This is a genomic window from Nodosilinea sp. LEGE 07298 (assembly GCF_015207265.1).
In the GTDB taxonomy this organism is placed as follows: domain Bacteria; phylum Cyanobacteriota; class Cyanobacteriia; order Phormidesmidales; family Phormidesmidaceae; genus Nodosilinea.
In genome coordinates, this window is sequence record NZ_JADEXE010000099.1 from 1 (window position 1) to 20,624 (window position 20,624).

Below are 20,624 nucleotides of genomic sequence, written 5' to 3' on the forward strand. Positions count from 1 at the left end.
ATACGCCTTTTGGCTTGCTGCGCTTAGAGTTTGGCCTCAACAGTCGGGGCGGTAGTCAGGTTGCGTTCAGCTTAGGAAGCCGGTTTTAGCCCACGGCTAGGCCAAAACCGAGAAAATGATTCGGCGGTTTGAGGCCAGCACTCGGCGATCCGAGATATTTACTGGAAACTTGGAGCAAATTACTCGGCGCTCCGAGCAAATTACTCGGCGCTCCGAGCAAATTACTCGGAATGTGGAGCAAATTACTCGGCGATTCGAGAACAACACTCGGCAGTTCGAGCAAGTTACTTGGCACCTGGAGTAATTTACGCGGTGAACCGAGCAAATTACTCGAAACATGGAGTAAATTACTCGGCGGTTTCAGTAAATATCTCGGCAGCTCGAAAAATCACTTGGCCCGTAGTGTGCCTAACTCAAGCTCTGGAGGTAAACGTGGGATGCAGCTGACTGAGGTGGCGGCGACGGTGTGCTTTGCCCAACTCACTACAATAAATAGGCTTACCCAAGTTTCAGGAAGACTCTGTGACCGCTGACCCGCGCCTCACCCCGATCGCGCAATACTTCACCACCCGTAGCTGGCAGCCCCTTGACTTTCAGGCCGAGACCTGGGCGGCTTACCTGACCGGGCGCAGCGGGCTGGTGCAGGTGCCCACCGGCTCGGGCAAAACCTACGCGGCGGTAATGGGCGCGATCGCAGAGATGATCGCTAAGCCTACCGAAGGCCTGCAGCTGCTCTACATCACCCCCCTGCGCGCCCTGTCGCGCGATATTGAGCAGGCGATCAAGCTCCCGATCGAGGCGATGGGCTGGAACATCACCGTCGAGTCACGCACGGGCGATACCAGCTCGTCGCGCAAGGCCAAGCAGCTAAAGAACATGCCCAATATTCTGATCACCACGCCGGAGTCGCTGGCGGTGATGCTGTCGTACAAAGACGGGGCTAAGCGATTTGGCGACCTGCAAGCGGTGATTCTTGACGAGTGGCACGAGCTGATGAGTTCCAAACGGGGCACCCAGGCAGAGCTGTGCGTGGGGCAGCTGCGATCGCTCCAGCCCAGCCTACGCACCTGGGCCATCTCCGCCACCCTGGGGAATTTGGAGGAAGCTGCTCAAACCGCCGTGGGTCTAGGCACCGAGCCTGTGGTCATTCGCTCGAACCTGAAGCGCGACACGGTGATTACCAGCATTCGCCCCGAGTCAGTTGATACGTTCCCCTGGGCGGGCCACCTGGGCCTGCGTATGTTTGAAACCCTGGTAGAGGCGCTAGATATTGAGAAATCTACCCTGATTTTTACCAACACCCGCAACCAGGCCGAGCGGTGGTACCAGGCACTGAACTTTGCGTTGCCAGAGGAAACAGACCGCATTGCCCTGCACCACGGATCGATCGATGTCAAAGAGCGGGAGGCGATCGAGGCGGGGGTAAAGTCGGGCGACATCAAGTGGGTGGTCTGCACGTCATCGCTGGATCTGGGCGTCGATTTTCAGCCGGTGGAGCGGGTGGTGCAGATCGGCAGCGCCAAGAATCTGGCCCGGCTGCTGCAGCGGGCGGGGCGCAGCGCCCACGTTCCCGAAGGCACCTCGGAGGTGTTCTTTTTGCCTACCAACGCTCTGGAACTGCTGGAGATCTCCGCCTTTCGCCGGGGGCTGGCAACGGGCGACATGGAAACCCGCCGCCCTCAGCACAAGCCCTACGACGTGCTGGTGCAGCACCTGATCACCCTGGCCTGTGGCGACGGGTTTGAGCCGCAAAAGACCCTGGAGAACCTGCGCCAAACCGTCGCCTACGCCGACCTCACCGAGGAAGAATACCAGTGGATTTTGGATTTTATTGAAAACGGTGGGCAGTGCCTGGAGGCCTATCCTCGCTACAAGAAAGTGGTGCGAGAGGAGGGACTTTTCAAAGTCAGCGATGCGAAGCTAGCCCGCATTCACCGCATGGGTATTGGCACCATCACCTCCAACACGCCAGTCAAAATTGTCTACACCAACCGCAAAGAAATCGGTACCGTCGAAGAATCTTTTGTGTCGCGGTTGCAAAAAGGGGATGTATTCTTTTTCGCTGGGCGGCAGCTGGAATACTTTCAGCTGAAGGATATGGTGCTCTATGTTAAAGGAACCCGTAAAAAATCAACCGTAACCCCCTCCTGGGGCGGTGGCCAGCTAGCAATTTCCGATACGCTCAGCCATCATCTGCGGCAGGAGGTGGAGCGGGTGCGATCATTTCTCGCCAACGGCGATCACAGCCGTAGGGTGCATTCGCGCAGCAATGCACCAGCCCAGGCGAATAATCAATGCAATCAAGCAGACCTCGCTAACGACGAAATTCTTACCATCGCCCCCATTCTTGAGGCCCAGCAGAGGCTTTCCACCCTGCCAACCGCCGATGAATTGTTAGTCGAAAGCTGCAAAACCCGTGAGGGCCAGCACCTCTACGTATTTCCCTTCGAAGGCCGGTTCGTCCACGAGGGGCTGGGGTTTCTCTGGGGCTACCGCTTTGCCAAGCAAAAGACGGCGACTTTCACCATTTCGGTTAACGACTACGGCTTTGAAATTCTTGGCCCCAAAGGTTACCCCTACCAAGAACTTTTCTCCAGCGACTTCTTTAGTCTAGAAAATTTGGCTGATGACATTCGCGCTAGCCTCAATATTTCGGAGCTGACTCAGCGCAAATTTCGCGGCGTGGCCCAGGTGGCGGGGCTGGTGTTTAAGGGCTATCCGGGGTCGCGAAAAACATCGAGCCAGCTCCAGGTCAGCACGTCGCTACTCTACGAGGTATTCACCAAATATGAATCCGAAAACCTGCTGCTCAAGCAGGCCGAACGAGAAGTGCTGCAAGACCAGCTCGAAACCCATCGCCTTACCCAAACCCTCAGTCGACTCGATCAGCGATCGGTGGTGTGGAAAGACACCAAGCGTCCCTCACCTCTGGCATTCCCATTACTGGTAGAACGGCTGAACTCACGCATGTCGAATGAGACCTTGATGGAACGCATTCAGCGCATGAAAGAGCAGTGGGATAAGAAGTAAGTGCCTTTAACTTCCTTGGAGTACAAGCTGCTGTCCCTAGCCTTGTAGGAATCGGGCGTAGCAAAGTTAATCCTCGAAGTATCTGAGTCAGAGTTGATGACCTGCCCTAGACTTTGGTAGGACCTCCCGCGTAGGAGGGTTCGAGGGTAGCAAGCTGACTGACTAGGGCAGTAATAGTCTCGGGATTGGCGGCTTTTTGGGACGTGGAGAGCAGTTCGCGACCCAGCACGGTGCAGCCTAGGTGGGAAAGCTGCAGGCGCATGGCGACGAGTACTTTTTGGCCGCCGCCGCCGCTGTGAGTGGCTAGCGCCACAGGGCGACTATTAAACAGAGCGCGAAAGTCGTCGGTGCTGACCGACAGCCAGGCGATCGCATTACTCACCACCGGCGGAATCGAACCGTTGTACTCCGGTGCGCAAATGATTAAGCCCTTGTGTTGCCTCAATGCCTCTGCCAGCTTGACTAGACCGTCGCCCGCACCACGCTCTTTGGTGAGCGAGTCGTACAGCGGTATTTGCAGTTCGGGCAAGCTCATAACCTCTGCCGCTAAACCCTGGGTAGTGGCTTCGGCTTCAAAAGCGTGAGCCAGTTTGAGATTGTTGCCGTTGGTGGCAGATAGAATCAGCATGGTTTTTACGGAATGGTGGGGCTGCTGGCTGCTGGGATAGCAGGTTGCGCTTTTAATCTACCATCGGTACTCGCTGCTGGGTCGGGACAAGTCGACGAGCGGCTAGAATGACAGGACTTAGAGACCCGAAGCTTTGGGGAACAGTATGGAAGACCCTGACATTTGCTGGGTGCAGCGGTTCTCAAATTTTGAGCGGACTTTTTTGCTGTTGTCCAAAGCACTTGAATTTGAATCTCCCTCAGTCATTGAGCGGGCGGGGTTAATTCATTTTTTTGAAATGGCCTTTGAGCTGTCTTGGAATCTGCTGGAAGACTACGAAGAGCAAGAAGGAATAACGGCAAAAACGCCTAGAGAAGTGATTAAACAAGCCTATCAAGCAGAGTTGATCAGCCGTGGCCACGACTGGATGAATGCGCTGCAAGATCGCAATCTAATGGCTCATACCTACAGCAAGAAAACGGCGATCGCCGTCGAAGCCAAAATTCGCCACGAGTATTTCCCCCTGCTCGACGAACTCTACAGACTGTTTAAGACCAAGCTGGAGGCAACAAAGTAATGAGCTACGGTCTTTTAGACAGCGACCTGCACCACATTACCGATGCCCTGGGCCAATTTGATGAAATCGATCAGGCTGTGCTATTTGGTTCGCGCGCTAAGGGCACTTATAAACAGGGGTCGGATGTAGATTTGGCCATCAAGGGCGATCGTATCACCCACCGCACTGTGGCCGCCCTGGCCGACTGCCTCAACGAAGACAAGCCGCTGCCCTATTTCTTTGATGTGGTGCATTACGAAACTATTGACGAGCCGCACCTGGTCGAGCACATCGATCGCGTTGGCATCGTCATTTTTCAGCGGGCGTTGTACTGCCCCAGATAGTGCTCAACGCGCTGGCGGGTGTCGGCGATCGCCAGCCCCTGGCTCCAGTATTCGACCATGGCATGGCCAAAGGCCCAGGCGGCGCGATCGGGCTGATCGTTGTGGTCGAGCAGCAGGGGCCAGAGGGCGAGCAAATCGAGCTGGGCTTTATCAGGGCCGATGACCTTAAACAAGTCGTAGGCGAGCTGGAGCTTGCCCAGCACCACGGGCAGCTGCTCGACCGGAATTTGCTCGGCCAGCAGGTAGGCCAGGGCTGGGGAGCCGGTGGTGAGAGTGGCGAGAAATTTGAGCACCGGGCTCTTGAGAAAGGCGGTTACCCCCTGAGTCGTGCTCATTTGCAGGCGGTAGCGATCGATCAGGCGGGCCGAAGCCGTGATCTTGGTTTCACGATCGCGCAAAAACCGCGCCAGCCGCAGCTCCTTCACTGGGTCAATCAGCTCGATCAGTGCGGTGGATAGGGCATCGGTATTCCAGCCAGGGCGATCGCCGTCGCGGGTGACCAGGGGCAAGATGCGATCGCACAATTCCCCCAGCTGCTCCTGCCGGTAGCGTGTGGCCTCGCGAATGGAGATTTCTTTAGGGCGACTGCCCCACTGCCAGTCGTAGGGCGGCTGCCACTCCCGCAGGGGCCGCAGCCGATCCACTTGTGTCAGGGCAGTAATGGCAGGCAAATCGGGCACCTCCTCGCGCATGTCGTGCAGCAGGTCGGCATCCATTTGCAGGGCCGGATCGAGGGCAGGGGTGACCAGCAGCAGCAGGTCGGCCTCGCGGGCACAGTCGAGCAGCTGGTCGCGGTAGTCGGCCCTATTCACCTGCTCATAACCGGGCGAATCCCACAGAGTGAGGGTTTCGCCGCTATCGCCCTGCCAGCGATAGGTACTAATTTCGTCGGTGCTGGGCAGCACGTCGACCTCGGCCAAATCGGCGTCGAACAGCGTATTGATCACGCTGCTCTTGCCCGCCCCGGTGCGCCCCACCAGCAAAATGTTGACGGGCTTTTGGGCCACTTGCTCCACCGACTCCGCCTGGTCAAGAATCTCCCGCAGGGTTTGGGTCTGGGCCGTCGGTAAGGGTTTGGCCGGGCCTGGCATAGTGGGCAGTTCGCCGCCGTAGAGGGCCACCGATTGCCGATAGAGGTTCCGCAGGGTGGCCTCCCGCAGCAGGGCGTTTAGATTGCCTAGAAGCTGCTGGTTAGCCAGGTTATTGGTCGGCTCGCTCAAGGTGCGGGCAGCGGCGGCGGCGGGGTTGATTAACCACTGAGCCCAGTTCCAGGCCTGCCAGAGCTTGCGGGCCGATGGCTCGACCTGGCGGTAGACCTCGTAGCCCTGCACCGCCTGGCCCACGGTCACCTGGCCTAACACGGGGGTTAGGGTCTCAATCCAGCGATCGACATCGTCCACGGTGCCCCGCAGCAAGCCATAGGCATCGGGCAGGTAAATGTTGAGCAGCGGGTACTTCACGCCGGGATGGTAGGCCTGAGCTACCGCCGTCACCACCTCGCGACAGCGCTCCCAAAAGGGGTTCCAGTCTTCCCACACCGGCGGGTCTTGCTGGGCGGCGGTGAGAATCTCTTCCAGAGCGGCAGCGGCGGACTTGGCATTGGGAATACCGATCGGAGCTTCTGCCTCGGTCACCTCATCCAGCTCCTGCTGAGCCTGCTCCAGGGCCTCTTCCACCTGCTTAAATACAGGCTTGGTCCAGCGGGCCAGCAACCCTCGCCATAGCACTAGCATGAGAATGATGACGCCCCAGATCCAGTTCAGGCCCCAGGCATGAATTTGTACACCTGCTGCGGTCAGAATGAATCCCGCGATCGCCACCAAAGGCAGCGCCAGCACCGCCCACTGCCAGGGTTGAAGCCGCACCATGACTCATTCCTCTATGTCAACGCCTTTAGTGTAAGCAGGGTTGACTAGAACCTAGGGCACAGATAACCGAATATGAGCCGGGAGATTTTGGATTTTGGGTAGTGGATTTCGGCCACAACCCCAGTCTGCAACCGCACCATCCACCCATCCACCCATCAAGCAGGCTGTCCCAGCGGCACAGTCTCGGCACTGCGATCGCCCTCTGGCTGCTCTATTCGCTCCGCTACTGGCAAAGGCTTGCGGCCATAGCTCAGCTGGTTGAGCCAAAACACATCCTCTGTGCGTACCCGCTCAAACCCGGCGTAGCCCAGCCAGGCATCCACATTGCCCTGGCCGTAGTCGCGAATAAAGGGTTCTTCAAAAATGCTGCTGAGCCAGTCGCTGGCCCGTAAGGTGCGCTGGTTGCCATCGAGCACCAGCATTTGCCCACCGGGCGTCAGCAGCCGAAACGCTTCCGAGAGAATTGTTTTGGCCACTGCGGGGGGCGTTTCGTGGAACAGCAGCGTGGCGCACACCACATCAAACGAAGCCGCAGGCAGCCCCGTAGCCATAGCGTTGCCGTGGCGAAACGCCACGTCTAGATTAGCCTCTTGGGCCTTGTAGTCGGCCATCACCAGCATTTGAGGCGACAGGTCGAGGCCAATCACCTCCGATTGGGGAAAGCGCCGCTTTAGCATTAGCGTGGTGGTGCCCGTGCCGCAGCCCAGGTCTAAAATTCGTCGAGGCTCGCCGTTGGTAGCTTTGACCAGGCTCTCGCGCACCCAGGTTTCGCCGGGGGGCAACACGTATTGGGTAATGGGGTCATAGGTGAGGGCGGCATCGATATTTAGGTAGCCGTTCTCAATGCCGTGAAAGTTGCTGATTTTGTAATAGTTGGGGTACACCACCTGGGGGTTGGTGAACTGGGCCACCCCAGCCTCCCAGTCAATACTGTCGCGCAGCCGCAGCAGGGCGTCGCGATCGACTAAGTGCGAAAAGATCGGCGCTAAGAACTGCTCAAATAGGGTTTTAGACTGGGGTGCCATGAGGTAAATACCGACGCCGCGAAAACTCCCCTCAGCCTAGCAAGTTCATTTCTTGCTGGCCAGAAAAAAGTAGGATGATTCAGGTGTATTCGCACCGCACCATTCGCATTGCATGAACGGAGGGGCATGGCAGCTGAGCAATCCTTTGCGCTAGCGGGTTACAGCCTGCGGGTAGGCTCAACCCTCGATCGCGCCACCGTGGTCAAGTTCATGGAGCGCACCTACAGCGAGTTGAACCCCCAGCAGCCCATTGGCCACCTGGCCGCTACGGTCGATCGTTACCTGGGGCGAGAAACCCCGCTCTGGTGGGTAACGACGACAGCCAACCCTAGCGACAGCCCGGTTGCGGGCCTCTGGCTGGGGCAGGCTACCGACCAGCGCAGCGGGGTTTTGCATCCCTATGTGCTATTGCTGTATGTGGTCCCTGACCACCGACGGCGCGGTATTGCTATGGCGCTGCTAATGGTGGCCGAAACGTGGGCGCAGCAGCAGGGTCACAGACAGATTAGCCTTCAAGTGTTTAGCGACAACCAGGCGGCCCAGGCGCTCTACGCTAGCCTGGGCTATCAACCCGAAGCGATACTGATGAAAAAGGAATGGCCTACCTACGGCTAAATACGCTCTCTTTGCCAAAGTTTCTCTAGCGCTGATACCAGGCCGCTAGGGCCAGAGCTAGGGCATCGGCGGCGTCATCGGGGCGGGGGATGCGATCAAGACCCAGCTCGCGGGCCACCGCTTCCTGCACCTCAATCTTTTCTGCATTACCGTAGCCGGTCAGCGCCTGCTTTACCTGAGCCGGAGTAAACTCGACATAGGGTAGGTTGTGCTGAGCCAGTACTAGCATCACCACTCCCCGCGCCTGGGCCACCAAAATGGTATTAGCCATACGGTAGAAAAAGAATTTTTCTATCACTACCAGATCTGGCTTGTATTGCTCTAGCAGGCTGTTTAAATCGGTGTAGATGGTGCAGAGGCGATCGCCCACTGGTGTCTTAGCCGGGGTTTCGATCACGCCAAAATCGACCACCGATACGCCCTCTTGCATACCTGGGGCAGGGGCCGCCTCCGGCAATAACCCTTCAATGATCCCAAACCCCAGAATCGCCAGCCCTGGATCAAGGCCAAAAATGCGCTGACCCACGGCGATCGCTACCGAGCCCCCACTGGTTGGCGGCCATTGACCGCCGCCTCGTCGGGGTCGGCCAGGCCAAACACCTTGCAGAACACTTTTTCGACCTTGTAGCCCGAGTCAATGGTCTCTAGCGGATCCTTCCGCAGGCGGTGGCGCAGGCAGAGCACAATCACGCGCTGGATGTCGTTGAGAGTAACTTCGGTGCGGCCCTCGTAGGCGGCGATCGCCTTTGCGGCCCGGTTGGTGACAATATCGCCGCGCAGTCCGTCCACATCTAGTTCTGAGCACACCTCAGAAATGCGCACCCGGTCGTCATAGTCGAGGGTGACCGAGGCTAGCCGCTGTTGGGCCTCGACTAGCTTGGCTTGGAGGGCTTCCTGCTCGGCCTGGTGCTGGGTTAGGTAAGCGGCGGGGTCTTGGTCAAATTCAGAGCGCTGCTCTACAATCTGCACCCGCAGCTCGGGGTCGCGCACGGTGCGAATTTCGGCATGCATACCAAAGCGATCGAGCAGCTGAGGCCGCAGTTCCCCCTCCTCGGGGTTACCGGAGCCCACCAGCACAAACTGAGCCGGGTGGCGAATGGAGATGCCCTCGCGCTCTACGGTGTTCCAGCCCGAGGCGGCGGAGTCGAGCAGCACATCGACCAGGTGGTCGTCGAGCAGGTTGACCTCGTCGACGTAGAGAATGCCGCGATTGGCCTTGGCCAGCAGGCCTGGTTCAAAGGCTTTCACGCCTTCAGACAGAGCTTTTTCAATGTCGATGGTGCCGCAGACCCGGTCTTCGGTAGCCCCCAGGGGCAGATCGACCATGGGCACTTTTTTGAGCGCTACGGGCAGGTCATCGGTGCCACGCTCGGCCCATACGTCACGATCTTGGGGCGAGCGGCTGAAGGGGTCGTCGGCTACGACCTCGATTTCGGGCAGTAGGTCGGCCAGGGCGCGAATGGTGGTGGATTTGCCGGTGCCGCGATCGCCCATGATCATCACCCCGCCAATTTTAGGGTCGATGACGTTCAGCAGTAGGGCCAGCTTCATGTCGTCCTGGCCAATCACGGCGGTGAAGGGAAATACCGCGCGGCGGGCGGGGGCAAAGGTGGCCGAAGGGGTCGCAACAGTAGAATTCACAGGCGTTTCAAAGATGACGGCAAAATTTTAGAGTAAATTCCATTGTGCCATAGTCCTTACCGTCCTTTGGCTGAACTGCTTGAAGAGGTAGATTCTAAAGGTAGGGGTTTGCTGAACACAGGTATGAATCAGAAATCCAACGTCTCTCGCAGGGGCAAATGACCGTTTTCCCCTACCCAGATTCATGCCTCAACTTAGCAAAGCCATGAAGGCAGAGGTTAACGGCGATCGCGCCATAGGGTCTCCTTGCCGTTGGGCTGAAAGTTTACAGGTTTAAATACTGTGATATGGCTTCGACTCCGCTCAGCCACCGACATCCGCTCTGATACGGCTTCGACTTCGCTCAGCTACCGATCTCCGCTCTGATATGGCTTCGACTCCGCTCAGCCACCGACATCCGCTCAGCTAATGATTTGGCGTGCGTTCCCCTTGGGCAAAGGGGAACGCACGCCAAATCAAAGCGCTAGGAGCTGATCCAGGGCGTCCAGCGCTTCACACTTGGGCGACGGGGGGGGCGATCGCCGGTCTGGAGCGGGCAGAGACGCGCCGTAGCGCTGGGGAGGGCTTTCGTGGGCGACAAAACTTTCGCCCATGTCGGCGGGGCGGCCGTAGAGATAGTCGTCGCAGTAGCGACGAAACACCGCTTCTACGGCGGCGCGAGCGTTCTTGAGGCCCCATTCGGCGGCGATGCGATCGGCTTTTTCGAGCACATCCTGGCTGAGGCGAACTTTGTTGTCCTGGCGGGTGCGGCGACTCGCCGTTGGAATGTTGTGGGCTACTTGGTGGTCATGCATAGTTGAGTATCACCGGTCATCAAAAACAAGCCGCGAACGTTGGCAAACTGAGGGTCGCCCATAACAGCGAATAGTTCGTGCCCCTGGAGGCGATCGGCGATTAGGTGGGAACCGCCGCCGGTTACTAAGAACCGGGTGACCCTGGGCATGTAGGGGGTGTATTGGGCCTTTACGGTTTGAAAAATGCCCTTAAACCACGGATCGAGATACTCGTCGAGCCAGTCGGCCCAGGCCAGGCCAGTATCGGCGTAAGCGTGGTCAAAGCGAAAGCCATCCATGACGATGCAGGGGTCGGCGCTGCTGCCCAGGTGGTCGGTAAGGCGGTGGTCGAAGCTGATGGCGGTGGCCAGTTCGTAGGTGCCGCCGCGATCCATGATGTTCTCGTCGATTACTTCGCCGTCGGCATCCACCAGCCGGGTGAGCCAGGTGCCGCCGCCAATATCGACCACAATGGTGTAGCCCTGGCCGGGGATGATGCCCTGGGCCTTGGCGTAGTGGTAAGCGCCCATGCCCTCGCGGCCGACCTCGACCGATTCCACATTGACGCGAAACTCTACGTCGTTGCGGACGAACTCGTGGACGCCGAGCAGCTGAGCCTGAATGTCCTCGCCATTGCGGGCCGGGTCGGGGGTAGACACGTGGAGATTGAGGCTGTAGTCGGCCACGTCGCCGGGCAGGGGCTCCAGGCAGGCGTAGAGGTGAAGCTTGGCCAGTTCTACTTTGTTTTCAATAACGGTTTGCTGCTGGCGGCGGTACTTGTACGCTTGGGCACCAAAGTGGTAGCGACGGCCATCGGGCAGCTCGATCAGAGGAGAAGCCTCGGAGAAGCTAACGGCATCGCGTCCCTGGGGCAGCTGGTAGCGCACCGAACGAATGGCCTTGGGATGTCCGCTGCCGGAAAAAAACTTGAGATCATAGTTGCCAGCATCGAGGGCGAGCACTGGGGTAGTGCTCGCCGTTTGAGTGCCGCGAGCCTTGGCCGAAGACCGGGTCGCACCAGCGGCGGAGCGGCTGCGGGGGGCGGTAGTCGTGGTCATAGGAAACTCTCGTGGGGTATCAGGACAGCGGGGCTATGGGTTACCGTCCTAGCGTGAACCAGGAGGACTATCGGGAACGGTTGTACCCATAAGTACGCATGAACCAATATTAATGCGCTTGTACTATTTTGGCAAGAGTGTGATTTGAGATTATCGAAGACCTGCAAGGCCTGGCACCTACCCATTCCCTAGAGCGATCGCGACGACCAGGTAGAGCTAAGCTATGTAGCTAGCGAAAACTACTGGCTGCCCCTGACCAAGTCTGATTTGGTAAGGGTTCCAGCTTGTCTTTAGGGCAAAGCCACCGATTCGGCCACAGCCGATGCCGCCGCACATTCCACCGTTAAGCTCAACTTATTGGGGTTATGCAAAAACGTTATCGTGTTGCAGGTCACATTCCGTCACAATCTTTCCTGATCCCCCTTGTCAAGCGGTACCCTCGGGCTCACACTGTAAATGTGAAACAGAATGGTGTAAAACAGGCCAGTTTGTGGGGCTTATCGAGGGAAACTTGTGAAATCAGTTCTGGCTATTATTCTCGGTGGCGGTGCTGGCACTCGCCTTTATCCATTAACTAAATTTCGGGCTAAGCCAGCGGTTTCGCTAGCGGGCAAATACCGTTTAATTGATATTCCCGTCAGTAACTGCATCAACTCAGACATTAACAAAATCTATGTGCTTACCCAGTTCAACTCCGCCTCGTTGAACCGGCACATTAGCCGCGCTTATCAATTTTCGCAGTTTACTGAAGGCTTTGTTGAGGTCCTAGCCGCTCAACAAACGCCTGATAGCCCCAGCTGGTTTCAGGGCACTGCCGATGCTGTGCGCAAATACCTCTGGATATTTGACTCCTGGAATGTAGAGGATTTTATAATTCTCTCCGGCGATCACCTCTACCGCATGGACTATAGCCTTTTTGTAGAGCGCCACCGGGCTACCAACGCCGACATTACGCTGTCGGTGGTGCCGATTGGCTATAAACAAGCCTCTGACTTTGGCCTGATGAAGGTCGACGGCACCGGGCGCGTGGTCGATTTTAGCGAAAAGCCCAAGGGCGACGCCCTAGAACAGATGAAGGTTGACACCACCTCCCTGGGGCTGAGCCCCGAACAGGCGGTTGAAAAGCCCTTTATTGCTTCGATGGGCATTTACGTGTTCAAAAAGCAAGTCTTGATCGATCTGCTGCGTAAAAACCTCGACCAAACCGACTTCGGCAAAGAGATTATCCCGGCCTCGTCGTCTGATTACAACGTGCAGGCCTACCTGTTCGACGGCTACTGGGAAGACATTGGTACCATTGAAGCCTTTTACGAATCTAACCTGGCGCTGACCCAGCAACCCCATCCCGACTTCAGCTTCTACCATGAAGACGCGCCCATCTACACCCGTGCCCGCTACCTGCCGCCCAACAAGCTGCAAGACTGCCACATTACACAGTCGAGCATTACCGAGGGCTGCATTCTCAAGAACTGCCGCGTACACCATTCGGTGGTTGGCCTGCGCCAGCGCATCAACGCCGATTGCGTGATCGAAGACTCGCTGCTGATGGGGGCCGACTATTACGAGCCGCTCTCCGAGAGCAGCCAGCACCTGACTCGGGGCAAAATTCCCATGGGCATTGGCGAAGGCTCGGTGATTCGCCGCGCCATTATCGACAAAAACGCTCGCGTTGGCCGCAACGTGCAGATCGTCAACAAAGAGGATGTGCAGGAGGCCGAGCGCGAAGATCTGGGTTTCTACATTCGCAGCGGCATTGTTGTCGTGCTGAAGAATGCGGTAATTCCCGACGGCATGATCATCTAGCACCGAGTATTTGGTGACGCCTGAGCAGATCCCTGTGCCCCTGTTGATGCTGGTGGGTATTCCCGGCAGCGGTAAATCAACCTGGGCCAGGGATTTTGTCTTGGCCCACCCTCGCTACCAAATTGTCTCGACCGACAACCTGCGCGCCGAACTCTACGGCGACGAAGTTGTGCAGGGCGACTGGCGACAGATCTGGCGCAGGGTAATAGCCCAGTGGCAGCAGGGTGTTGCGGCCATCCAACAAGGAGAGCTGGATGGAGTGATCTATGATGCGACCAATGCGCGGCGACGGAACCGGCGAGAGGCGATCGCCGCCGCCCGCCAAACTGGCTTTACCGTCATTACCCTGGGCTGGTTTGATGTGCCTTTGAGCATGGCGCTAGAGCACAATCGGGGGCGATCGCGCCAGGTTCCCCTAGACATTATTGCTACTATGCATCGCCAGCTCCAGGGCGCACCGCCATCGGTAGCCGAAGGGGTAGAGCAGGTTCTGATTTTGCCGTCAAATTTGTATCCTAAATCACTCTTTTCATCCTCTGACCCGCTACGCTAATGCCTGGGGAATGCGGAGTGGCCAGGGTTTTTCGCTCCGGCGTCCGCACTACTTCAAGACTTTACTGGTTTTGCTATGAACGCTCGCGCCGTCGCCGCCGCTGGTCTTTGTTTGCTGCTGTTTACCGGGTGCCGTCCGGCCCAAAACCCGCCCCAAACCGCGACCGGGACTGGAACCGAGACCGCCGCCGCCAGCGACGACACGTTGCGCCTGCTCTACTGGCAAGCCCCCACCATTCTCAACCCCCACTTTTCGAGTGGCTTCAAAGATGCCGAGGCCAGCCGCATTACCCTAGAGCCCCTGGCCAGCTTCGATGCCGACGGCAACATGGTGCTGTTTTTAGCTGCTGAAGAACCCAGCCTCGACAATGGTGGCGTCGCTGCCGACGGTACCTCCGTCACCTGGAAACTCAAGGAGGGCATTACCTGGTCAGACGGCACCCCTTTCACCGCCGAGGATGTGGCCTTTACCTACGAGTTCATCGTTAATCCCGACGTGGCTACCGTCAACGCTGGTACCTACGAGCTGGTGGAAAGCGTAGAGGCCGTGGACGATACCACTGTCCTAATCACTTTCAAGGAGCCCAACCCGGCTTGGTATTTGGTCTTCACCGGCACCGAGGGCATGGTATTGCCCAGACATATTTTTGCAGATTACAACGGTCCCAATGGCCGCGAAGCTCCTGGCAATACCATGCCAGTAGGCACCGGCCCTTACCGGGTGACCAGCTTTACCCCTGGCGACGTAATTGTCTACGAGGCTAACCCCAACTACCGCGACGCCGACCAGCTCGCCTTTAGTCGGGTCGAACTCAAGGGCGGTGGCGATGCTACTTCGGCGGCGCGAGCGGTGCTGCAAACGGGCGATGTCGACTACGCCAACAACCTTCAGGTCGAGGCGGCCATTCTCGAACAGCTAGAGGCGGCTGGGCAGGGGCAATTGGTCACTAACTTTGGCTCGCTGGTCGAGCGGATTATCTTTAACTTCACCGACCCCAACCAGGCCACCGCCGACGGTGAAACCTCCAGCGTAGAGTTTCCTCACCCCTTCTTTAGCGATCGCCTGGTGCGCCAAGCGGTCAATCTGGCCATCGATCGCGACACCATTGCCACCCAGCTCTACGGCCCCACCGGGCAGCCCACGACCAACTTTTTAGTGGCACCCGGCCCCTTTGCCTCCGAAAACACCAGCTACGACTACGACCCCGAAGCTGCCGAAGCACTGCTCGATGCCGCAGGCTGGACTGACAGCAACAACAACGGCACCCGCGACAAAGACGGCCAAGAAATGCAGGTCGTCTTTCAAACCTCGGTCAACCCCGTGCGCCAGAAAACCCAGGAGATCGTCAAACAATCCCTGGAGCAGGTCGGCATTGGGGTAGAGCTGAAAAGCATTGATGCCAGCGTGTACTTTTCCGGCGACCCGGCCAGCCGCGAAACCCTGGAGCGCTTTTCAGCCGATCTGCAAATGTTTGCCACCGGTAACACCAACCCCGACCCCGGTGCTTACATTCAGACCTATACCTGCGACGAAATAGCTCAAAAGGCCAACAACTGGTCTGGCAGCAACTACGCCCGCCACTGCAACCCCGAGTTTGACGCCCTCTGGCAGCAGGCCGCCGCCACCCTAGACCCCGAAGACCGGCAAGACCTCTTCATTCAAATGAACGATCTGCTGATCAATGAAGCGGCGGTCATGCCTATCGTGCACCGCGCCGATGTCTCGGGCGTCAGCAACCGCCTCACCGGCATCGACCTCACCCCCTGGGACCTCAGCACCTGGAACATCGCCGACTGGAGCCGCCCCTAACCCTGCCTCCCTTCGACTCCGCTCAGGGACCGACTCATCCACCCCCTTCGACTCCGCTCAGGGACCGACTCATCCACCCCCTTCGACTTCGCTCAGGGACCGACCCATCCACCCATCCACGCTCATGCCCGAAATTCGCTTTCAAATCCAGTGGCCTGACGGCAGTCAAGACACCTGCTACTCTCCCTCCTTAGTGGTCAAGGACTACTTCGCCCCGGCTACCACCTATCCTCTGATCGACTTTGTGGCGCGATCGCGCACTGCTCTGACTATCGCCAGCGATCGCGTGCAGGCTAAGTACGGCATGCCCTGCGGTCTAGCTCTGGGGCAGCTGCGCCAGATTGAAGCCACTGCCAGCCGTTATGAGCACCTGCCTACCCCAACAGTGACCGTGCTCCAGTTTTTGGAGTAGCAAAGGCCTATCAATTCAATTGAGGCAGCTGGGGGTTTTGGCTGGGCAAGTTTGGCATAACGGGTGCCCGGAAAAAAAATCAAAAAATTGTGGTTAACTGTTTGACAAAAGCCCCCCCAGGGCGCAATATAGAGATCGCCCAACGCAAGGGCCTGTAGTTCAATTGGTTAGAGCACCGCCCTGTCACGGCGGAAGTTGCGGGTTCGAATCCCGTCAGGCCCGTCATTCCTTGTGTAATAAAAAAGTACTGCGGTGTGAATATGCGTTCACACCGCAGTACTTTTTAAGCCGGGGCAGGGCGGTCATTTCAGAGCCGGAGGGTTAGACTAATGAAAAGCCTATCCGGTATCTGAGGATACTAGCCCTGGGTATAGTCTCGCCGAGTTAAACCGTCTATGTCCCCACGTTTTTCTGGTCAGCAAAAGTCCCTGCGTCCGCGTGCTGGTGCCGCCGCCACTGGACTGGTCACTATCGGTTGGGTCTTGCTGCAAAGCCTGATGCCGCTGCCCCCTGCCCTGGCCCAAGTCGAGACTGAGACTGAAGGGCTCTCCTACGGACAGTTTTTAGAAAAAATCGAGCAGGGCGAAGTTGAGCAGGTTGACCTAGACGAAACGCGGGGCATTGCCTACGTGACTCTGGATGGCGATGCTGCAGACGCCGAACCCCAGCAGGTAGCCCTGTTTGCCGGGGAGCGCAACGCTGAGCTGATTCGCCGCCTACGGGCCAACGATGTCGATGTCGAAATTCGCGATTCGTCTGGCAGTGGGGCGCTGGCCTGGTTGGCGACGAACTCGCTGCTGGCGCTAATTTTGATCTTTGGTCTACTCATGCTGCTGCGGCGATCGGCATCGGGGGCAGGCAACGCCATGAGCTTCGGCAAGTCGAAGGCTCGCTTTCAGATGGAAGCGAAGACCGGCGTGGTGTTTGACGATGTCGCGGGCATTGAAGAGGCCAAGGAAGAGCTACAAGAGGTCGTCACCTTCCTAAAAAGCCCAGAAAAATTTACCGCCATTGGCGCGCGCATTCCTAAAGGTGTGCTGCTGATTGGCCAGCCCGGTACAGGTAAAACGCTGCTCGCTAAGGCGATCGCGGGTGAGGCCAGCGTTCCCTTCTTCAGTATTTCGGGCTCAGAGTTTGTCGAAATGTTTGTCGGTGTAGGCGCGTCGCGGGTGCGCGACCTGTTCCGCAAGGCCAAAGAAAACGCCCCCTGCATTGTCTTTATCGACGAAATAGACGCCGTCGGTCGCCAGCGGGGCGCAGGTATTGGCGGCGGCAACGACGAGCGCGAGCAAACGCTCAACCAGCTGCTCACCGAGATGGATGGCTTTGAGGGCAACAGCGGCATTATTGTGATTGCGGCCACTAACCGGGTCGATGTGCTCGATCTAGCCCTGCTGCGGCCGGGCCGGTTTGACCGCCAGGTGGTGGTCGATTTGCCCACCTACAAGGGGCGGCTGTCGATTTTAGAAGTCCACGCTCGCAACAAAAAGATTGAGCCCGAGGTTTCTCTAGCCGCTGTGGCGCGGCGCACCCCTGGTTTCTCGGGGGCAGAGCTGGCTAACCTGCTGAATGAGGCTGCCATTCTCACGGCCCGCCGCCGCAAAGACTCGATGGGCATGGTCGAAATTGAAGATGCGATCGATCGCATTACCATTGGCCTCAGCCTCACCCCGCTGCTCGACAGCAGCCGCAAGCGCATGACCGCTTACCACGAGGTTGGTCACGCCCTGCTCACCACTCTGCTGACCCACTCCGACGAGCTAAATAAGGTCACAATTATTCCGCGATCGGGCGGGGTAGAAGGGTTTACCCAGTCGCTGCCCAACGAAGACATTATTGACAGCGGTCTCTACACCCGCAACTGGCTGATCGATCGCATTACCGTTGCGCTAGGGGGCCTGGCCGCCGAGGCCGAAGTCTTTGGCGACGACGAAACCACCACCGGGGCTAGCGGCGACATTCAGCAGGTCAGCAACCTGGCTCGCCAGATGGTAACCCTCTACGGCATGTCTGAGCTTGGCCCTGTGGCCCTAGAGAGCATGGATAACCAGGTGTTTTTAGGCCGCAACCTGATGCCCCGCAACGAGGTCTCAGAAGAAATGGCCAGCAAAATCGATGCCCAGGTGCGCAGCATTGCTCTGAAGGGCCTCGATCGCGCCCGCGCCCTGCTGCGAGAACATCGCGTTTTGATGGATCACCTGGTGGATGTACTGCTAGAGCGCGAAACCGTTGATGGCGAAGAGTTTCGTCAGATCGTCAGCCAGTACACTCAAATTCCTGAAAAGTTTCTGGTCAAGACTGGCTCACCGGCCTAGGGCATCTAAACCTACTGCTCTAATGCCGCTGGCAAGGGAGTAGCGCGGTAAACTAGGAGGGTTTTCTCCTGGAGCTGGCTACCCCGGCCAGCGGTATTTGGTATGACCCTTGCGATCGCAGACTTGATCTCCAAACTCGAAGCCTGGGCCGATCCAGCCTGGCAGGAAAGCTGGGACAACTGCGGCTGGCAGGTGCAGCCCGGTATACTTGATCAGCCTGCTCAGGTTCTGGTCTGCCTCACGCCCACTCTGGCGGTAATGGCCGAAGCCCTCAAGCTGCGTGGGCAGGGTGTTGGCGTCAACCTAATTTTGGCTCACCACCCGCTGATTTTTAGCTCGCTTAAGGCCGTCACCCAGGGCGACCCAGTGGGGGATATGGTGCAGCAGGCGATCGCCCACGGCATCGGTATCTACACCGCCCACACCAACTTTGACCAGGTGCACGACGGCACCGCCGACCTGCTGGCCCAGCTGCTGCACCTGCAACATTCAGAACCCGTGGTGCCCACTCAGCCCAGCATTGGCTACGGGCGCGTAGGCGATCTCAGCCCTGCCCTCAGTCTGCGGGGGCTGCTGGATTTGATTCAGGCCAAGCTCTCGCCACCGCGCCTGATCTATTCCCCCGCCGCTGATTTGGAGCAAACCATCAGCCGGGTGGCGGTGCTGGGCGGCAGCGGTGCTAGCTTTATGGGGGCGGTAGCCAAGACTGGGGCACAGGCGTACCTGACCTCTGACTGCAAGTTTCACCAGTTTCAGGAAGGGCGCGATCGCAATCTTGTCCTCATTGACGCGGGTCACTACGCCACCGAACGCCCCGCCTGCGCTCGCCTGACCGAGATTGTGCAGCAGTGGGGTGCTCCCTGGGCACAGCTTAGCCAACAGGACGAAGACTTTCGCCAATTTTGGGGTAACTAAGCGTTCTCCCGCTTAGCCAGCATTGCCACAGCTTTCTCTACGGCCATGAGCGCCTGCTGTACCTCGTCAGCACTAACATTTAGCGGCGGCACAAAGCGCACCACTTGTGGTCCGGCGGGCACTAGCAGCAGCCCTTCGTCCATCGCAGCTTTGACAATATCCACCGACTTAATGGTGGAATTGGGCTGCAGCACCAGGCCGTTGATGAGCCCCCAACCACGCACCTGATCTAGCAGGGCGGGGTACTGCTGCACCAGCTGCTGCAGGCCAAACCGCAGCTGTTCGCCGCGCAGCTTTACATTGCCCAGCAGGTTTTCAGACTCCAGGGTTTCGCATACCGTAAGGCCTACCTTGCAGGCGAAGGGGTTGCCGCCAAAGGTGCTAGCGTGGTCGCCCGGCTCGAATATTGCGCAAGAGGCCTTGCACAGCAGCGCCCCAATCGGAATGCCGCCCCCCAGCCCCTTGGCCGAGGTGAAAATATCGGGTTCAATACCCAAATTCTCGAACCCCCAGAGGGTGCCGGTACGACCCACGCCCACCTGCACCTCGTCGAGAATCAGCAGAATACCCTTTTCGTCGCAGAGCTGGCGAATGCGCTGGAAGTAGGCGGCCTCGCCGGGGCACACTCCCCCCTCGCCCTGGAGGGCTTCGAGCATGATGGCGGCAACCTGAGGGGTCTCGGCATCGAGTTCTGCAACTAATGCCTCTAGGGCCGCAATGTCGTTATAGGGTACGTAGGCAAACCCCGGCATCAGCGGGTCAAAGTTCTTTTGGTACTTGGGCTGGCCGGTGGCGGTGACGGTGGCTAAGGTGCGCCCATGGAAGCTGGCCTGGGCGGTGATAATCAGTGGATTGTTGATGCCCCGCTGGGTGTGGGCGTACTTGCGGGCCAGCTTGATCGCCCCCTCGTTGGCCTCGGCTCCAGAGTTGCAGAAAAAGACGCGATCGCAGCAGGAATGCTCAACCAGCCAGTGGGCTAATGCCCCCTGTTCTGGGATGTAGTAGAGGTTGGAAACGTGGTGCAGGGTTTGAATCTGCTTGCTCACGGCCTCAACCATCGCCGGGTGGGCATGACCCAGGGTGCAGGTAGCAATACCCGCCACAAAGTCGAGGTAGCGACGGCCCTGGTCGTCCCACACAAAACTGCCTCGGCCCTTGGTTAGCGCCAGGGGGAAGCGCCCGTAGGTAGTCATCACGTCGGCATCAAACTGGGCCGGTGAGAAGGCGGCGCTGCCGTTGGTCGCAACGTTGAACGACTTGAGGGAGTTTTGGACGAGGGTTTTGAGGATCACGGTGGGGG

Annotated in this window: 19 protein-coding genes and 1 tRNA gene; 12 read left to right on the forward strand and 8 right to left on the reverse strand. The window is 58.2% G+C overall.

The window, feature by feature from the left end:
- Positions 1–115 precede the first annotated feature (115 nt).
- Both IQ273_RS14855 and IQ273_RS14860 read left to right on the forward strand, forming a co-directional pair.
- Complete coding sequence (locus IQ273_RS14855) at positions 116–304, forward strand: hypothetical protein (protein ID WP_194023961.1); 189 nt, start codon at positions 116–118, stop codon at positions 302–304.
- Between the two features lie 218 nt (positions 305–522).
- The gene (locus IQ273_RS14860) at positions 523–3,030 is read left to right on the forward strand and encodes a ligase-associated DNA damage response DEXH box helicase (protein ID WP_194023962.1); all 2,508 of its coding nucleotides are present in this window, start codon (positions 523–525) and stop codon (positions 3,028–3,030) included.
- A gap of 106 nt (positions 3,031–3,136) precedes the next feature.
- Here IQ273_RS14860 and IQ273_RS14865 read toward each other — a convergent pair whose 3' ends face one another.
- Positions 3,137–3,658 (reverse strand): NADPH-dependent FMN reductase, encoded by a 522-nt coding sequence (locus tag IQ273_RS14865; protein WP_194023963.1) that lies wholly within the window; start codon positions 3,656–3,658, stop codon positions 3,137–3,139.
- A gap of 145 nt (positions 3,659–3,803) precedes the next feature.
- On the opposite strand from IQ273_RS14865, the gene IQ273_RS14870 reads away from it, so the two are divergent.
- Together IQ273_RS14870 and IQ273_RS14875 are read left to right on the forward strand one after the other, a co-directional pair.
- The gene (locus tag IQ273_RS14870) at positions 3,804–4,214 is read left to right on the forward strand and encodes an HI0074 family nucleotidyltransferase substrate-binding subunit (RefSeq protein WP_194023964.1); all 411 of its coding nucleotides are present in this window, start codon (positions 3,804–3,806) and stop codon (positions 4,212–4,214) included.
- On the forward strand, positions 4,214–4,537 hold the full coding sequence (locus IQ273_RS14875) for a nucleotidyltransferase family protein (RefSeq protein WP_194023965.1): 324 nt from the start codon (positions 4,214–4,216) through the stop codon (positions 4,535–4,537). The genes IQ273_RS14870 and IQ273_RS14875 overlap by 1 nt, the downstream gene beginning before the upstream one ends.
- Here IQ273_RS14875 and IQ273_RS14880 read toward each other — a convergent pair.
- Positions 4,510–6,405 carry a GTPase family protein gene (locus IQ273_RS14880; RefSeq protein ID WP_194023966.1) on the reverse strand — a complete coding sequence of 632 codons (1,896 nt, stop codon included), beginning with the start codon at positions 6,403–6,405 and terminating at the stop codon, positions 4,510–4,512. The genes IQ273_RS14875 and IQ273_RS14880 overlap by 28 nt on opposite strands.
- Before the next feature lie 155 nt (positions 6,406–6,560).
- Positions 6,561–7,430 (reverse strand): class I SAM-dependent methyltransferase, encoded by an 870-nt coding sequence (locus IQ273_RS14885; protein ID WP_194023967.1) that lies wholly within the window; start codon positions 7,428–7,430, stop codon positions 6,561–6,563.
- Between the two features lie 126 nt (positions 7,431–7,556).
- Between IQ273_RS14885 and IQ273_RS14890 the strand changes: the two genes are divergently transcribed.
- Positions 7,557–8,045 (forward strand): GNAT family N-acetyltransferase, encoded by a 489-nt coding sequence (locus tag IQ273_RS14890; protein WP_194023968.1) that lies wholly within the window; start codon positions 7,557–7,559, stop codon positions 8,043–8,045.
- A gap of 25 nt (positions 8,046–8,070) precedes the next feature.
- Here IQ273_RS14890 and ruvC read toward each other — a convergent pair whose 3' ends face one another.
- From ruvC to IQ273_RS14910, 4 genes are all read right to left on the reverse strand, one after another.
- Complete coding sequence (gene ruvC, locus IQ273_RS14895; RefSeq protein WP_194023969.1) at positions 8,071–8,571, reverse strand: crossover junction endodeoxyribonuclease RuvC; 501 nt, start codon at positions 8,569–8,571, stop codon at positions 8,071–8,073.
- 8 nt (positions 8,572–8,579) lie between these two features.
- Positions 8,580–9,686 carry a magnesium chelatase ATPase subunit I gene (gene bchI / locus IQ273_RS14900; RefSeq protein WP_194023970.1) on the reverse strand — a complete coding sequence of 369 codons (1,107 nt, stop codon included), beginning with the start codon at positions 9,684–9,686 and terminating at the stop codon, positions 8,580–8,582.
- 455 nt (positions 9,687–10,141) lie between these two features.
- Positions 10,142–10,480, reverse strand: a complete 339-nt coding sequence (locus IQ273_RS14905; protein ID WP_194023971.1) for a hypothetical protein — start codon at positions 10,478–10,480, stop codon at positions 10,142–10,144.
- Positions 10,462–11,517 (reverse strand): ParM/StbA family protein, encoded by a 1,056-nt coding sequence (locus IQ273_RS14910; protein ID WP_194023972.1) that lies wholly within the window; start codon positions 11,515–11,517, stop codon positions 10,462–10,464. Before IQ273_RS14910 ends, IQ273_RS14905 begins: the two co-directional genes overlap by 19 nt.
- 513 nt (positions 11,518–12,030) lie before the next feature.
- Here IQ273_RS14910 and IQ273_RS14915 point away from each other — a divergent pair.
- From IQ273_RS14915 to IQ273_RS14945, 7 genes are all read left to right on the forward strand, one after another.
- Positions 12,031–13,320: a glucose-1-phosphate adenylyltransferase gene (locus IQ273_RS14915; RefSeq protein WP_194023973.1), complete on the forward strand. Its 1,290-nt coding sequence runs from the start codon at positions 12,031–12,033 to the stop codon at positions 13,318–13,320.
- 34 nt (positions 13,321–13,354) lie between these two features.
- The gene (locus IQ273_RS14920; protein ID WP_313898124.1) at positions 13,355–13,873 is read left to right on the forward strand and encodes an AAA family ATPase; all 519 of its coding nucleotides are present in this window, start codon (positions 13,355–13,357) and stop codon (positions 13,871–13,873) included.
- 75 nt (positions 13,874–13,948) lie between these two features.
- Positions 13,949–15,682, forward strand: a complete 1,734-nt coding sequence (locus IQ273_RS14925; protein WP_194023974.1) for a peptide ABC transporter substrate-binding protein — start codon at positions 13,949–13,951, stop codon at positions 15,680–15,682.
- Between the two features lie 124 nt (positions 15,683–15,806).
- The gene (locus IQ273_RS14930; protein ID WP_194023975.1) at positions 15,807–16,094 is read left to right on the forward strand and encodes an MSMEG_0570 family nitrogen starvation response protein; all 288 of its coding nucleotides are present in this window, start codon (positions 15,807–15,809) and stop codon (positions 16,092–16,094) included.
- A gap of 148 nt (positions 16,095–16,242) precedes the next feature.
- Positions 16,243–16,316, forward strand: a tRNA-Asp gene (locus tag IQ273_RS14935).
- A gap of 173 nt (positions 16,317–16,489) precedes the next feature.
- The gene (ftsH, locus tag IQ273_RS14940; protein ID WP_194023976.1) at positions 16,490–18,409 is read left to right on the forward strand and encodes an ATP-dependent zinc metalloprotease FtsH; all 1,920 of its coding nucleotides are present in this window, start codon (positions 16,490–16,492) and stop codon (positions 18,407–18,409) included.
- A 102-nt stretch (positions 18,410–18,511) separates the two neighbouring features.
- Positions 18,512–19,324, forward strand: coding sequence for a Nif3-like dinuclear metal center hexameric protein (locus tag IQ273_RS14945; protein WP_194023977.1), 813 nt, complete (start codon positions 18,512–18,514; stop codon positions 19,322–19,324).
- Here the strand turns inward: IQ273_RS14945 and IQ273_RS14950 are convergent.
- Entirely contained in the window at positions 19,321–20,613 is a 1,293-nt protein-coding gene (locus tag IQ273_RS14950) for an aspartate aminotransferase family protein (protein ID WP_397197855.1), read from the reverse strand. The genes IQ273_RS14945 and IQ273_RS14950 overlap by 4 nt on opposite strands.
- Positions 20,614–20,624: the final 11 nt, after the last annotated feature.